Raw genomic sequence first — 15,169 nt, 5'->3', positions numbered from 1 at the left:
GGATAAAGATAAAGAGTTGTAGTCGAAGCATCGAACAGTACAATAATTCGATTTTGAATTGAATGTTTTATTGAAAGTTTGATTTTCTTTAAGAAAAACATTGCACAATTGAAAAACTAAATGAAGTAAACACTATATAGACTTAAATAAAATTAACATAGAATTATTTTAAAATAAGTTATTGATTTATATACTATTTATCTATAAGCACAGGTGATTATGAAGTAAATGTATCATGTACTCAATTTAACATAATATACATTATACGAAATAGTGTTGTAAGCCCCAAATAAAAATGTCCGGTTTCTCCAAAGTAAAAATGTCCGCTTTTAGAATATGCACTTTTGCAATTTCCTTAGCGGACGGTTTGATATGTTGGTGTCTATGTCGGATAAAGAACTTAAACGATTGTCAGTCTTGCAGGAAATCTGTAATCAACGCATAACTCAATCCCAAGCTGCTCAGCTACTGCATATTTCAGAACGTCAGATCAGACGCTTACTGCAAAAATACAAAGCTCAAGGCCCAGCTGCATTAGCCCATGCCAGCCGTGGCCAAACCAGCAATTCCAAACTTCCTGAAGAACTCAGACTTAAGTGCCTCAATATTGTTTCTGATCAACTGCATGGTTTCGGACCTACCTTGGCGCATGAAAAGCTTACCACTGTTCATGATATTGATATTTCGGTGGAAACACTACGTTCCTGGATGATTGCAGCCAATTTATGGATACCTCGATCCAAGCGCCTGAAACGCCCGTATCAGCCTCGATATAACCGGGATTGTTATGGTGAACTGATTCAGATTGATGGCTCACATCATGACTGGTTTGAAAGACACGCTGCTAAATGCTGTCTGCTGGTGTTTATTGATGATGCCACAGGAAAATTTAAGTCATGCCGAAAGTTCTCAGGTGAGTCGTTATCACTCACATTTAATCTCCACTCATGATTTATTCACCGATGCCACTACTGCAGAGATCACCCTGTTACGCCGTCGGGCAGAATTTAAACTTTTTGAAGTTGATCAAGAACCACAACTACATCTGGATGGCTATTTATATCTTCCGGTTGCTCAAATCAAACGACAAAGTTTGGGAAATTTTATTTTTGATCAGAAGTTCATTCCTCCTATTTTACATATACAAGCCTGTGAATATCTACTGGACAATTTAAAGCGAACCTTAAATATCATTCGGGCCAAGATTAAAACGATTCAATCCAATAACCGTGAAAATGAACAGAAGCTAATTGAGTTCCGCTCTGGGGATATTGTCTCTTTCTGGCTGGTAAATGCCTTAAATACTGCATATGCAACCTTAAATCATATTTTGCAGTATCCACAAATTCATCCAGAACGATTATATGCAGAACTTTTAAGATTAAGTGGCTCCTTACTCACATTTTCAACAGCCTATGACATTGATCAATTACCGCAGTATCAGCATCATCATCTATACGACAGCTTCAATCAGCTTGATATTATTCTAAGAGATTTACTCGATACAATTATTTCGAATCGATATATCAGCATTAGTTTAAAAGAAACGCGCCCGTCCTATTGGCTCGGAAGTCTGGAAAGCGACAAAATCAATCGCAATAGCCGCTTATATCTTGCTGTATCAAGTAGTGTTATGCCCGCACATGACCTGATTGCCTATGTCCCGATCCGTTTTAAAGTCGGTAGTACTATAGATGTAGACCAACGTGTGGTTGCAGCTTTACCGGCTGTACCCGTCCAGCACCTCATGCAGGTTCCTACTGCAATTCCAGTACGTTCCGGTGTTCATTATTTTGAGATCGAACCAAATAATGAACTGTATCAGCGCATGCTGGATTCAGAATCGATTTGTGTTTATATCCCGAATGGTTTTCAGGATATCGGGATTGAACTTATTGCTGTCATGAATGGATAAAAATATTAATGAATACAATCATCAACTCTCCTCCTTCACTCTTTGATGGTGGTCAAATCGGAACTGGTTATACAGTCATACAATCTGTAGAAACCAATCCTACCTGTATGAATAGTCTGGTAGATTTATTACATGACGGCTTCTATGTTGTTTTTCTTTTAAAAAATCACTATATCCCTGCAAATATAGAGTCTTTCCGTGAAAAAATTCTGGAGATGTTGAAATGTTTTGAACATCAGGCACGCCAGATGCAATTTTCAGCTGAAGATATTCAAGATGCAAAATATGCCTATTGCGCTTTAGTAGATGAAACAATTATCACGCAACAGGATGAGCAATTTTTTGATCTGCAAAATTCCTGGATAATAAGTCCCTTGCAGTTAAGCCTTTTTGGTTCACAACTTGCAGGTTATCGCTTCTTTGAAAATCTGGAAGAAATACGCCATAAAGATAAGCAACGTCTGGCAGTATTAGAGGTATATCATTATTGCCTTTTATTGGGCTTCCACGGAAAATATCGAATTGAATCTATTGAGCATTTAAATAGTCTGATTGCTCGTATCGGAGATCAGATTGATTATCTCAAGGGTAAAAAAGTTGCTTTTTCTCCTTTTGCAGCGATTCCAGATCAAATCCGACATATCATCCATCGTGAATTACCATTTTTCTGGATTCTGATATTTTTATTATTATTTGCCGTGATTAGCTTTGTGGTTTTTAAATATGCCTTGTCAACAGAACAAGCAGCTGTTTTTGCTCAATATCAGAATTTGATTAGCGCGCCTGCTGAACAAGCCTATATTACGATTCATTTACCCTAACTCAATTTTCAAATAAATATGATGGACACTTATAAAAATAAAGACTTAAAAAATGACGCCGTTGGAAAAGTTATATCGATAAAGAAAAAAAATTCAATCATTATTAGATCAATCATTTAACTGATGATTTTGATTATATTAAGCAGCTTTATTGTATTAAGTCTGGCTATGTTAGTCCTGCTTTCCTATGAGTTTCGATTAAGAATACAGGATTTATTTCTTGATTTGATTCCACAAAGCAAACAACAATTTTCTCAAGCAAAACAGTTTGTGCAGAAATTTCATGGGGCAGCATCGCCTGAGTATATTCAGTCTGAGTGGCATTTGCAGCAATGGTGGATTTTGATTGCAGGATTTAGCTTATTTTGCAGTATTTTAATGTTCGCTTTTACTCAGCCACTTACTGTAAGTAAGTTTGAAGCTGAATATTTAAGGAAAGTTGATCCACAGATTTATGCGTTATTAGATGGACAAATATTAACGGCTCCAACCGAAGTTGATGAACAGCTTATTATCGAAGCATTACCAGAAGAATCTTTAGCAAATCATTCTGTAATTTCAGCGCAAAGCCTTAATCTGAATATTGAAGATATTCATATACCTGCCACGCATATACATTCAGATATCAGTACAGCAGACCGTAAATGGCATAAGATGAATCCGCGATTTAAACAGCGGTTACTGATGGTTTTTAAAATTATGCGCGAACAGCATGGTTATGAGCTGGTTTTACTCGAAGGTTATCGAAGTCCGGAAAGGCAAAACTCTTTGGCGACCAACAGTAATATTACCAAGGCCAAAGGCTTTCAAAGTTATCATCAGTTTGGGCTAGCCGCAGATATTGCCTTTAAACGCGATGGTAAGGTGGTGATTAGCGAACGTGATCCATGGGCCATGCGTGGTTATGAACTGTATGGCCAGATTGCAGAATCGGTGGGTTTAACCTGGGGCGGTCGCTGGAAATCCATTAAAGATTTTGGACATACTGAATATCGTATGCCCGGTTTAAAGAAAACAGCTGAAATGGCTCATCAACTCATTCATGAAGGACAATTACAGACTCAAGCATTTCAGCCTTAAGCATAAAAAGTGAATTAATTTAGAAAGGCCTGCATGTTGTTGATCACTTCATCTGGTTTTTCACCATGTAGCCAATGCCCTGTATTTTCAATGACTTCAATTTTTGCCTGAGAAAATTGCTTATCAATTGCTGCAAAGTGTTCCGGTTTTGAGATATAAAAAGAATTACCGCCACGAAGAAATAAAGCTGGCTGATTAATTTTTTCGACCTTTTCCCAATCCATAATATCTGAATAATGATCAAATAAAGCCTGAACATTAAAGAGCCATTGCCCTTTATTAAAGGATTTTAATAAAAATTGAATCACCATTTCTTCATGAATATATTCACGCATAATTTTTACTGCCTCAAGCCGTGAAGCAACACTTGCTTGCTGCACCGCAAATAAGGCTTTAAAAATTTTAGTATGATGACTTTCGTGATATTGGATTGGTGTAATATCAAGGACGACCAACTTTTCAGTTTGTACGCGGGCTAAGTCTGCTATTTTCATAGCAATTTTCCCACCCATGGAATGCCCTACTACTACGAACTTTTGAATATTTAAACTGGATAAAGTTTCTAGTACGTCTTTTGCCATAATTTTATAGCTTAGGTCTGAGCTATGACCAGAAAGCCCATGATTGCGTACATCAAGTTGGATCACGGTTCTTTGCTCAGAAAAATGTCGAGCTAGTACTCCTAAATTACTTAAACTACCGAATAAACCATGAATAAAGACCATTGGAGATAGTACTGACGTTTCGTGGTGTTGAAGTTGATAATTTAGGATCATTTGAGAATTCCGTGATTTCTTTATTTAAGTGTTTATAGTGGATTTATATTCGAAATTAATCAATTGGCAAATTTTTAAATATAAAATTTGCTTAGGCTATTTTATGAGGTTATTTTTTTGCTTAGGCTAAATAATTTATAATCGATCCATAAGTTTTTAAAATTACGATTTAATATCTAGATGGATATATGGCTATCTATATATATGAAAGAAGATGGTTAAATTGTGATACTGGGTTGTTATGCAGACTAAATAAAATTAATGAAAGCCTTAAAAGTGAGATTTAAAAACATGTAAACTATTTTAGGTTGAACTTTTTCTTAAAACCAAATGAGTTACAGGCAGTAAACATCAGTATTATAACTTCCCCCTTTCTTGATAAAGTTGTTAAACTTATGTATCGCTTAGGCTATTTGCAGTATCTTAAGATGCTCAAATTATTAGCTTAAATATAAGCGTGCAATCACACTATCCTGCTTAAATTGTCCTGATCAAAAAATTACATTACATATATAAGACATTTTTAGAAAATTATAAAAACCCATATTATTCATTTATTCTTATCAATATATTAACTAATTTTGATATGTTCCCGGGATATGAGATATTCACATCAGAATACAATTTAAATTAACTTAACAGATTCTTTATTAAAAATATTCTAGTGATGGTCTTTCAGGTTTTAGTATCTACAAAATTTGGTTGTGAAATAGACTTACCTACTTTATTTTTATTCCACTGCGAAAAACTTTCGAGATAGAAAAGTATTTTATAGCTTATTCTACATCCCTATTTTTACAAAATACGCTTGTAGTCATTCCAGATTGAGTCAAACTTTGATCCTGCCGTTCAAGAAAACTTTTGGCGACCATAGCCATCGTAGGCGCCATCTCCAGACTACTGTTTTCTTCGGACACCTTTTGAATATCCTGATAGGCTTTCAGTCGGTTACAGAAAGCCTGACGTTGAGTTTGGGCATCTGCCTTTTGATCATCTTCATCTAAAACGTGTTTGGTTTCATTGACGATTTTAGTCTGTGCTGAAATAAACTGGTCATAGGCACTTTGTGAAAGTGGCTCTGCAAAGACCATACTATTCAGTAATAAAAATCCTGCACAAATGAAAGATGATTTTTTCAGCATTTAGATTTCTTCTTTCCAGACATCTTCATAATCATCTGCATCGATCATGAAACGAAAACCTGTTTCCAGAGCCAGATACGGTAAAACTTCTGGTGCGATGTCCTGTAATTCACGTACTGTCATAGTTTCAAAATCTTCTTCACTTGAAGGTTCTCCACCATAAATGTACCAGCTGATATTTTCAGCCGTTTCAGGCTTTTTACGAATGCCGACAATCGGATCCTGTTTCAAGGTATGTACAGCCACAGCAACAACATCATCACCTGTGACTTCAACATAAGCCGAGCCTACTTCTTCACAAAGTAGTTTTTGCTCTGCGATCAGTTCTTGTAACGGTGACAGGTTTTGCGTGTTTTTCGACATTCGGTCTTACTCATCAATTTTCATTAGCGCGCTATTTTAACTTAATTTTAATGAAGCTGATTGGGATTTCATCGAAATCTAAAAATATCTGCCCTTAAATCGTGTTAAGCGCAGATATGGATCTCAACTTATTGGAAGACTTTAAAGCGCTCTTCATCCGCGAGATAATCTTTAGCGCGCGGCTCGCCTTCTATTGAACCAAAGACCAACTGTGCACGAAGTTTCCAGTTCGACGGAATGTCCCATTCCGCATGTACCTGTTCATCCACGATCGGATTGTAGTGCTGCAATGATGCGCCTAACCCTTCTGTGTGCAATGCCGTCCAAGTTGCAAATTGTGCGATCGCAGTCGAATGCTCTGCCCAGATTGGGAAGTTATCAGCATAAGATGGGAATTGTTCCTGTAAGCCTTCTACAACTGTGTGATCTTCAAAAAATAAAACAGTACCTACCCCCGCCGCAAAACTTGCCATTTTTGCTGTGGTTTTTGCAGCGCTTTCTCCATCTTTGGCATAGCTTTTTAATTTATCTGCGACGAAGCCCCAAAACTTTTCATGTTCTGAATTGAATAAAATGACGGCGCGCGAAGACTGAGAATTGAAAGAAGATGGGCTTTGCTTAATTGCAGTCTGAATCAAATCAGTTAGACGTTCAGGAGATTGTTCAACATTCTTAGCAATGGCATAAATAGTACGGCGTTTAGTAATTAAATCTAAAAACTGATTCGACATTTTTGAAAATCCTGGGATATATCTTCGGGAAAACTTGAACCTTCAACTATTTTTATGAAGGATAGCTAATCAATGAAGCTTTTACTTTATCTTAAGATAAAGCTTATATACCTTAAAAAATAATGGACTGAATTACTAGGCTATTTAATTGATATTTTTATATATTTTTTAGCTAAAAACGATCATTTTCATCTATGTTTTGAACAATCGTTAAAACTGCTGCCCTATGAGAGGTCCCGACGCTAAACCATGGTTCAACATGCGTTATTACTGTGCAAAATTTTAAGAATAAAGACGTTCAATCACCAAATTTATTTTTGCTTAGGCTATTTTAAGAGATCACGCATCATGAAATAAATCTCATATTGCAGATAAAAAATAATCCCCCAACATTGGAGGATTAATTTTATAAATCAAATCTAAAAAACTGATTTAAAACTTCGCGTTCAACACCTGAGCAGATACTTTAGTCTTCCACAGCTCACGTAAAATTGGTAAATAGAATTTCTCACCGAGTTCAACCAGTTCTGCATCAATCAGAGCATGCATCTCATGCATAAACAGATAGTCCAGTTCAACTGTAGTCAGTTTAGTCTGCTGTTTTTGATAGTCTTTGCGTTTCTGTTGGGCTTGTTTAACCAGACGATCCGCAAATGCTTTATCTTTAAACTGGGTAATCGCTTTTAAACGCAGTTCGATAATACCCCATCCAGTTAAAAACATCTGGAAGGTCTCAAAATCATCGTTGGTCGATTCCCAAGACATTTCTTCCAGATTTTCATTATCCGGGAGTACAGGTAAAAGAAGTTCCATGACACTCGGAAAAATCTTTTTGAAATTCAGAATAAATTTAACAGGATGCTCACCTGGATAATCCTTGAACTGCACCTTTCTTTGAACATCTGTTAAATAAATATCAAGCATAAAACAATCATCAGTGGTTAATCTCATCTAGCACTATTGTACGCAACTCTGCCCGAGATAAAAACCACTGCTGACTATTCAATGATAAAAGAGAAGAAAAGATTGAAAATAAAAGCGCTGCGGCCCTTATTTGGCATTCGGTGAGACCATCTGTTCAGGACGCACCACTTCATCAAACTGTTCAGCGGTGACTAACCCCAGTTCGACGGCCACCTGTTTTAAGGTTTTTCCTTCCTTATAGGCTGTTTTGGCAACCTTGGCTGCATTCTCATAACCAATCACCGGATTCAATGCCGTGACCAGCATTAAAGAATCATGCAGGAAATGTTCAATTTTCTCATGATTCGGCTCAATACCGACGGCGCAATGATCATTAAAACTGTTACATGCATCGCCTAAAAGCTGGATGGATTGCAACAGGTTATAGGCAATCACCGGCATAAACACATTCAGTTCAAAGTTGCCTGATGCACCTGCCACGTTGATGGTGGTGTCATTGCCGAGAACTTGCGCGACCACCATCGTCATCGCTTCACTTTGCGTCGGATTAACCTTACCCGGCATGATGCTAGAACCCGGTTCATTTTCAGGGATACGCAATTCACCAAAACCACAACGTGGCCCGCTGGCCAGCCAACGAATATCATTGGCAATCTTATTCAGGCTGACTGCTAAAGTCTTTAATGCGCCAGAAGCAAATACCGCAGCATCACGGCCAGCCAACGCTTCAAATTTGTTTGGCGCAGTTACAAATGGCAAACCAGTTAAATATCCCAGGGTTTTAGCAGACTGAACGGCATAATCAGGATGAGCATTTAGACCAGTACCGACCGCTGTCCCGCCTAATGGCAATTCATATAGTCCGACCAAGGCCTGTTCTAGACGAAGAAGCCCATGATCCAGCTGAGAGACATAACCGCTGAATTCCTGACCCAAAGTTAAAGGTGTAGCATCTTGTAGATGTGTCCGGCCAATTTTTACAATATTGGCAAAATCCTGAGATTTGGCATATAAGGTATCGCGTAAGCGTGTGACTGCCGGAATTAACAGTTCATTGATCTGCAAGCTCGCAGCCACATGAATTGCAGTCGGAAATGAATCGTTAGTAGATTGTGCACGATTGACATGATCATTCGGATGAACCGGTTTTTGTGCCCCTAAATGATTTCCCAATTTCTGGTTGGCAATATTGGCAATTACCTCATTACAGTTCATATTACTTTGTGTACCTGAACCGGTTTGCCAGACCACCAGTGGAAATTGACTGTCCCACTGACCGCTGATGACTTCATCTGCCGCATCCACGATATAGCGTGATAGTTCTTGGGGAATCTGGTTCAGCTCGGCATTGGTTAAAGCCGCAGCTTTTTTGACAAGTCCCATGGCACGAATCATTGGGCGTGGCAAACGCTCATTTCCAATTTTGAAATTTTGCAAGCTACGCTGAGTCTGAGCGCCCCATAAAGCCTCACTCGGTACAGCCACCTCTCCCATCGTGTCATGTTCAATACGTGTTTGCATGTTCAACCTCAATTCTTCTTGCCTGTTACTAATCTTAGGAATTTCTATATCAATGATTTAATCTATTTATTTAAAGTAATTGATTACAGCAACTATGTAAATGATAATTATTATCAAATATAAGCTAAATACTCTTAATTATTGCCCTCTGAGCATATTCTGATAAAACAACCATTCATCTTCAAGCATCTTTCTGAGTGATCGCTGAGGTTGCCAATGCAGGATATTTCGCGCTTTTTCGATGTTCGCCCCCAATTGATCCATTTCCGCATGTGGATATGGCAAAGCATCCATGGTTTTGATTGCAGACTGAGTCACTTCAGCCAGTTGATCTAGCAAATCCTGTATGGAAATCAATTCACTGGCAATATTAAAAGCTTCACATTTTAATTCCGGCTGTTGTGACAGCCATTGCAAGGACTTGATCACGGCATCACAACAGTCTGCGACATGCAAAAAACTCCGTTCTACTGTGCCATCTGCAGTATGGGCCTGACGGCGTAATTCAAGATATTCACGTTGCTGTGCAGCGACCTGCATTGCCAAAGGCAGAATATTTTTTGGCAAAGGTGGCACTGCTTCCCCCAGCACACCGTGTTCAAAGGCGCCAGCGATATTGGACAGACGCAGGATCGCAATCCGCCATTCATTATCAGTTTTGGCAGTATCACGGATAATTTCCTCAACCATCTGTTGCGATTTGATATATGGATTCGGATAAGTGAAGTTAAAAGGCAGATCTTCACTTAAATCTGTGCCAGATTGTCCATATACAGCCAGACTGGATAAATGTACCAGATGACGCACTCCGGTACGTTGCATGGCACGCATGAGACTCATAATACAGCTGACATTATCATTATAATATTCAAGTGGTTTTAATACTGATTCTTCCAGTGACTTAAAACTTGCGGTATGCACCACAGCCTGAATCGAATGCTGTTCAAAGACTTTGTTCAATGCTGGGGTGTTGCGAATATCAATTTTGATAAAAGGTACATACATGCCGGAGATAAATTCAAGACGCTCCAGAGTCTGTAAGTTGGCATTGGCCAAATTATCGACCACAATGACCTCTAGTCCTTGTGCTAACAGACTTAAAGCAATATGTGAGCCTAAAAAGCCTAATCCACCCGTCACTAAAATCATTTATACTACCTACTTTCTGATGAAGCCAAGATCAATCTGTTGCTATTGATCAAGCCTGTAGTGAATTTCGATGAGCACCTTAATTCTTGTTACCTCCGCACCGACTTCCATTTATGCCTGGCATGCCCTGGGTTTGGCTCAGGCCTTGCAAGATAAACAGGAAGCATTCCGTGTATTCTTCTATCAGGACGGCGTATCGGTCGCAAATACACTGCAATGGGTACCCGACGATCAACGCCATCTTACACACGCATGGCAAGCGCTACAGATTCGCCTACCGGTCTGTGTAAGTGCAGCATTGGCGCGTGGAATTACAGATCCGGACAATGCTCAACGTCACAATATTCAGCAGCATAATCTGGCAGATGCCTTTGAATTGGTCGGTTTAGGTGAACTTGCCGATGCCGTTCAGTCCTCACAACGTCTCATTCAATTCTAGATGTTTCATTTTTTAGAATGTGTTGCTTTTCCAAGGAATCTTGTGTGAAATCTGTACTTGTTATATTAACCCAAGCCAATCTGACTAGCCTGCAAGTGCATGAAAGTCTGTCAGCTACCATGGTCCTGGCAACCTTTGGCGCAGAAGTTAAAGTCCTGCTACAAGGTGCTGCTCTTAGTCTACTGCGTTCAGAGCTGCAATTTGACCAGTTGCAACATGCATTCAAACTGGCATCAAATATGGTCGACAGTTTCGAGTTTTATGATCTCACTCCGATTCTTATTGAGCAGAAAAACCAGAATTCCCCATTTGTGACGCAGAGTGAACAAGAAATCGAATTTATTGAGCTTAATCCTGAATTTATTCAAAGCTTTGATCATGTGCTGTATTGGTAAGGAATAAGGATATACAAATGTCAAATCATACACTTTACCTGATCCAATCTAGCTATTCGGCAACAGCGCAGATCCTAGAGCAACTAGCTCAAATTTATACAATGCGTGATCAGGTCGTGCTGATGGGTGAAGCGGTTTTGCTGCTAGAGCATTCATTTCTTCAAAGCTTGCCGAAAATTCACATGCTGGAAAATGATTCGGAACTTTTAGCGCAGCCTTTGCCTACACAAATAAAGCTTTTGAATTATGCGGATTTTGCAGATCTTTGCCTCGAGTTTAATCGCTGCATTTCAATGAAATAATGAATGAGTTAGATATGAATTTAGAATTGGATCAAGATGGCCATCTGGTTGACTATACCCTCTGGAATGAAGACGTTGCTCAAGTGCTGGCCGATAGTCTGGAACTGAGCTTAACCCCATGGCATTTTAAAATTCTACAAGCGGTGCGTCAATTCTATCAACAATTTGGCCATTCACCGGCAACACGCCCACTGATTAAATTTTTAATGAAAACCGTCAGTTCCGATATCAACAATGCCATGCTCCAGGAAAAATTTAATACTGGTCTGGTGGCCCGTCACTTAAGCCGTTTGGCTGGTGTACCCAAGCCTGCGAATTGTTTATAAAGATACTTAACTTTCTATAGTATGTATTTAAAGGCCCAAATCATTTTTTGGGCCTTTTTATGAGAGCAATTTTTAGACTTAGAATAATGAAAGATGCATCTGGATCTAATTCGTCAAATTCGGGTTTGCTCTAATACTCGCAGTGCCCGATGCAATTCATGATCCATTTCAGGCAGAACTTTAATCAGAAAATCAATTTGTGCTTTCGCCTCGGCCTTGCTTACCAGTTGAGCCTCTACCAGCTTCTGCTGCTTGGTAATTAGTAAGCTGACCTGTTGAAGATCGGGTCGTTGCCCTTCACTTAAAGCATTGATGATCTGAGTAAAGTCCAGATATAACTGCTCTTGTTGTTTTAATAATTCGTTTTGCTTTGCAGCTGCATTAGGTTTTTCTATCTTCGTAGTTTGACTATTCTCAGAAGAGTTGACAGATATATAGCTTGCCGATTTTTCAGCTGGCAGGACCGGATCAGAATGGGTCTGATCAGTAAAATTCGTCCGATAGATTTCTTGTCGTACCTGATAGCCAATACCCACTAAAGTCCCAAACAGGAGCAATCCGATCATTACATATAACAGAATTGTTTTATCATTCATTTTTATGTCCTCAGCTCAGCAAAGACAGCCTTTATCAAAAAGCTGTCTTTTTCGCTAATCGACTACGGTGTTGACCAGTCTGCTGGCGCATAACCGATCCGAACGCGTTGTGGATGATTTCCCACCGGTACACTGAGCACTTTATTGCCTGTGGCAAAATCAATCACGGTGACCACATCGGTTTCACTTTCTGAAGTCACACAGCTACGACCATCCGGGCTCCGCGTTGCCCAATAAGGTTTGCCTGCAGAAATCAGTTTCCCGGCTGTCAGCGTTTTGCGATCTACAATGGTAGCGTAGTTATCCATCGTCCCGGCGATACAGAGCTTTTCACCATCAGCAGTGATTGACAATCCATGATGACGTGAATCATTGACTGATTTCATCCGGTCTTTCGGGATACTATCACTGCCAGGGAGCTGTCCGATCCGGCTAATCTTGTTCTGATTCAGATCGTACTCAATCAGACCATTAAAAAATGAAACCTGGGCATATAGTTTGGTTTCATCCTTGCTAAATACTATTGGTCGTACTGAGTTGGATAAATCTTTGCGGCCAAAAGCATCGAGTGCGGGCCTGAAATCAATTTTTCTTACCACCTGATGCGTAGGCATCTGCGATAGTGATAAAACGCTTACCTTTAGTAAAGTCTTGCCACTGTGCATCCATCGACGTTTCCACATTGCCGATGGCAGAGTTCAGGATCTTGTTACCACCATCGAAGTAAATGTTTTCATGCGGTTTGTCGCCAGTGCTGAAACGGCCCAACTCTTTACCGGTATGGACATCCAGTACATGCACCAGATTTCCTGAAGATGCAGATACGGCGACCCGCTGCCCATCTGGTGATACCGCCATATGGTCGGCACGGAAACCTTCGACTGGCGTCCGCCAGTTAATCTTGCCGGTTTTGATATTAATTGATACCACATCGGCGAAACTTGGGCGTGATGCAACGACTGACTGACCATCTGGTGTCGAGTACATATCATCCACCAACTGATTATTGCCTTCACCCGCTGTGGTCTGAATATAAGTATAGGCAATCAGTTTGATTGGATTCAGGTGAATTTCTTTAAGGCGCTCTTTCCGGTCAGGAATCATGTTAATGACGCCAATTTTGCCAAAATCACCCGATGGACGAATCACGGTTACCGTGCCATCCCAGTTATTTCCGACAAAGAAAACCTGCTGTGAATTGGCAGGTGCAGCTGAAGGCGCAGAAGCAGCCTGTACATTAGGCAACGCAGATAGCATCGCCATCGCAGATAATATCAGACAGAACCGTGCCATTTTTTATTTTGAATTTTCATCCATTATGCTCCACATAATAATTTATATTTTTGTTTTCATTCCTTGTTGTGTACACAGTCAGGCTGTGTTTTAACTTATCTAATATACAAACGTATAAAATGATTTACTGTTATTTCCGACCAAAAAATATGCAGCCATTTTAAATCTATCACTTTAGGTTCTATGAATTTAGGTGATCATCGTACTTCGATCTTATGTATCCAGCACATCGACAAACTGTGCATTGAGCACATTGGCAAGATCAACCGGCTTTAATCCGATATCCAAGCCTCTTTTACCGCCACTGACATAGATCTTATCCAGCTGTTCTGCGCTAGCATCAATCACCGTTTTTAATCGTTTCTTTTGCCCAATGGGACTGATTCCGCCAACTAGATAACCGGTCAAGCGTTCTGCATGTTTAGGATCTGCCATCTGGAGTTTTTTGCATCCTACGGCCTGCGCTACTTTTTTCAGATTAAGTTGATGATGTACCGGCAATACCGCAACAAAATACTGTTTATCATCCGAAAACAATATTATATAAAGCTAGGCAAATCTAAACAAATTTTAAATCATTGTATTTATTATAAATTAGATACTTATGAAACTAAAACAAATCTAAGCACTATATGCAAAATCTTATTTTGTGAGTACTATTGTGAGTAGTTTTCAAGTTACTCATATTTTATTTAGGTTACTCACATGCTCACCGATACCAAAATTAAGAGCCTTAAACCAAGGGATAAAGCATATCGCATTGCTGATCATAATGGGCTTTGTATTGAAGTTAGACCCACAGGTACAAAGCTGTGGCGCTATCGATACCGATTTGAAAACAAGGCCTCTATGCTAAGTTTAGGGGAATATCCACGGGTAAGTCTAGCAGAGGCAAGAAAGAATCGTGATGACGCGAAGGCTCTACTCAGTGAAGGTAAAAATCCTGCTTTAGCCCGCAGAGAAGAAAAAGTCATACAAAGTGTAAAAAACGCAAATACGTTTAAAGCCGTTGCTGAAGAATACATTACCGAGATTTTAAAAAACAGATCGGAAACGTATGTTGGAAAAGTAAAATGGTCGCTTGAAACGGATATATACCCGGTAATTGGAGCAAAGAGTGTTGCTGACGTGACGGCTGCAGAAGTCTTGTATATCGCAAAATCAACGATCACTCGCGTTCGGACAACAGGCGCTAGAGGTACGGGTGAAGTTACAGCATCAAATAATATCAAAATTATTGGTGCTGTTATGCGATATGCGATCGCCACTCTAAGAGCTGAGAATGATCCAACTTATGCAGTGCGTGGTGCTATTAATCGCCCAGATGTTGAACACGCTCATCCACTCTCCAAGGAGCAACAAGTCCAATTTAGAAAGGGAGTTGATAATTATCATG

The 15,169-nt window shown here is 39.4% G+C and carries 15 protein-coding genes and 4 pseudogenes; 9 read left to right on the top strand and 10 right to left on the bottom strand.

What is annotated here, in order from left to right; translation table 11 throughout:
- Positions 1-384: 384 nt before the first annotated feature.
- From WAK81_RS11990 to WAK81_RS11975, 4 genes and pseudogenes are all read left to right on the top strand, one after another.
- Positions 385-921, top strand: a pseudogene (locus WAK81_RS11990) (helix-turn-helix domain-containing protein); the annotation flags it as partial.
- A pseudogene (gene tssK / locus WAK81_RS11985) lies at positions 908-1,915 on the top strand (type VI secretion system baseplate subunit TssK); the annotation flags it as partial. The pseudogenes WAK81_RS11990 and tssK, both read left to right, overlap by 14 nt.
- A gap of 8 nt (positions 1,916-1,923) precedes the next feature.
- Positions 1,924-2,736 carry a type IVB secretion system protein IcmH/DotU gene (gene icmH, locus WAK81_RS11980; protein ID WP_422197051.1) on the top strand — a complete coding sequence of 271 codons (813 nt, stop codon included), beginning with the start codon at positions 1,924-1,926 and terminating at the stop codon, positions 2,734-2,736.
- 123 nt (positions 2,737-2,859) lie between these two features.
- Complete coding sequence (locus WAK81_RS11975) at positions 2,860-3,816, top strand: M15 family metallopeptidase (protein WP_422197049.1); 957 nt, start codon at positions 2,860-2,862, stop codon at positions 3,814-3,816.
- Between the two features lie 14 nt (positions 3,817-3,830).
- On the opposite strand, the gene WAK81_RS11970 is transcribed toward WAK81_RS11975, so the two are convergent.
- The 7 genes from WAK81_RS11970 to WAK81_RS11940 form a co-directional block, all read right to left on the bottom strand.
- Positions 3,831-4,592, bottom strand: a complete 762-nt coding sequence (locus WAK81_RS11970) for an alpha/beta fold hydrolase (protein WP_422197047.1) — start codon at positions 4,590-4,592, stop codon at positions 3,831-3,833.
- Between the two features lie 776 nt (positions 4,593-5,368).
- Positions 5,369-5,734, bottom strand: coding sequence for a hypothetical protein (locus WAK81_RS11965; RefSeq protein WP_422197046.1), 366 nt, complete (start codon positions 5,732-5,734; stop codon positions 5,369-5,371).
- Positions 5,735-6,097, bottom strand: coding sequence for an immunity protein Imm33 domain-containing protein (locus WAK81_RS11960; RefSeq protein ID WP_422197044.1), 363 nt, complete (start codon positions 6,095-6,097; stop codon positions 5,735-5,737).
- 128 nt (positions 6,098-6,225) lie between these two features.
- Positions 6,226-6,828, bottom strand: coding sequence for a nitroreductase family protein (locus WAK81_RS11955; protein WP_422197042.1), 603 nt, complete (start codon positions 6,826-6,828; stop codon positions 6,226-6,228).
- A gap of 432 nt (positions 6,829-7,260) precedes the next feature.
- Entirely contained in the window at positions 7,261-7,752 is a 492-nt protein-coding gene (locus WAK81_RS11950) for a hypothetical protein (protein ID WP_422197040.1), read from the bottom strand.
- Between the two features lie 126 nt (positions 7,753-7,878).
- The gene (fumC, locus tag WAK81_RS11945; RefSeq protein ID WP_422197039.1) at positions 7,879-9,273 is read right to left on the bottom strand and encodes a class II fumarate hydratase; all 1,395 of its coding nucleotides are present in this window, start codon (positions 9,271-9,273) and stop codon (positions 7,879-7,881) included.
- A 138-nt stretch (positions 9,274-9,411) separates the two neighbouring features.
- A complete protein-coding gene (locus tag WAK81_RS11940; protein ID WP_422197038.1) occupies positions 9,412-10,422 on the bottom strand; it encodes an NAD-dependent epimerase/dehydratase family protein in 1,011 nt (336 codons plus the stop codon).
- 70 nt (positions 10,423-10,492) lie between these two features.
- Here WAK81_RS11940 and tusD point away from each other — a divergent pair, with 70 nt between their 5' ends.
- Genes tusD through WAK81_RS11920 form a run of 4 tightly spaced genes read left to right on the top strand, consistent with a single transcriptional unit; the run spans position 10,493 to position 11,884 of the window.
- Positions 10,493-10,861 (top strand): sulfurtransferase complex subunit TusD, encoded by a 369-nt coding sequence (gene tusD / locus WAK81_RS11935; protein WP_422197036.1) that lies wholly within the window; start codon positions 10,493-10,495, stop codon positions 10,859-10,861.
- A gap of 44 nt (positions 10,862-10,905) precedes the next feature.
- The gene (locus WAK81_RS11930) at positions 10,906-11,256 is read left to right on the top strand and encodes a hypothetical protein (protein ID WP_064096132.1); all 351 of its coding nucleotides are present in this window, start codon (positions 10,906-10,908) and stop codon (positions 11,254-11,256) included.
- A 17-nt stretch (positions 11,257-11,273) separates the two neighbouring features.
- A complete protein-coding gene (locus tag WAK81_RS11925) occupies positions 11,274-11,558 on the top strand; it encodes a hypothetical protein (RefSeq protein ID WP_422197033.1) in 285 nt (94 codons plus the stop codon).
- A gap of 14 nt (positions 11,559-11,572) precedes the next feature.
- On the top strand, positions 11,573-11,884 hold the full coding sequence (locus WAK81_RS11920; RefSeq protein WP_422197031.1) for a TusE/DsrC/DsvC family sulfur relay protein: 312 nt from the start codon (positions 11,573-11,575) through the stop codon (positions 11,882-11,884).
- A gap of 113 nt (positions 11,885-11,997) precedes the next feature.
- Here the strand turns inward: WAK81_RS11920 and WAK81_RS11915 are convergent, their stop codons facing one another.
- From WAK81_RS11915 to WAK81_RS11905, 3 genes and pseudogenes are all read right to left on the bottom strand, one after another.
- Positions 11,998-12,480 (bottom strand): hypothetical protein, encoded by a 483-nt coding sequence (locus tag WAK81_RS11915; protein WP_422197029.1) that lies wholly within the window; start codon positions 12,478-12,480, stop codon positions 11,998-12,000.
- 62 nt (positions 12,481-12,542) lie between these two features.
- Positions 12,543-13,793 (bottom strand): annotated as a pseudogene (locus WAK81_RS11910) (YncE family protein).
- 193 nt (positions 13,794-13,986) lie between these two features.
- Positions 13,987-14,313 (bottom strand): annotated as a pseudogene (locus tag WAK81_RS11905) (aminoacyl-tRNA deacylase); the annotation flags it as partial.
- Between the two features lie 165 nt (positions 14,314-14,478).
- Between WAK81_RS11905 and WAK81_RS11900 the strand changes: the two are divergent.
- On the top strand, positions 14,479-15,169 hold a 691-nt coding region (locus WAK81_RS11900), incomplete at its 3' end, for a tyrosine-type recombinase/integrase (protein WP_422197027.1).

The sequence above is a fragment of the Acinetobacter sp. genome (assembly GCF_049284435.1).
Classification (GTDB): Bacteria; Pseudomonadota; Gammaproteobacteria; order Pseudomonadales; family Moraxellaceae; genus Acinetobacter.
This window is presented reverse-complemented; position numbering and strand designations above follow the sequence as displayed.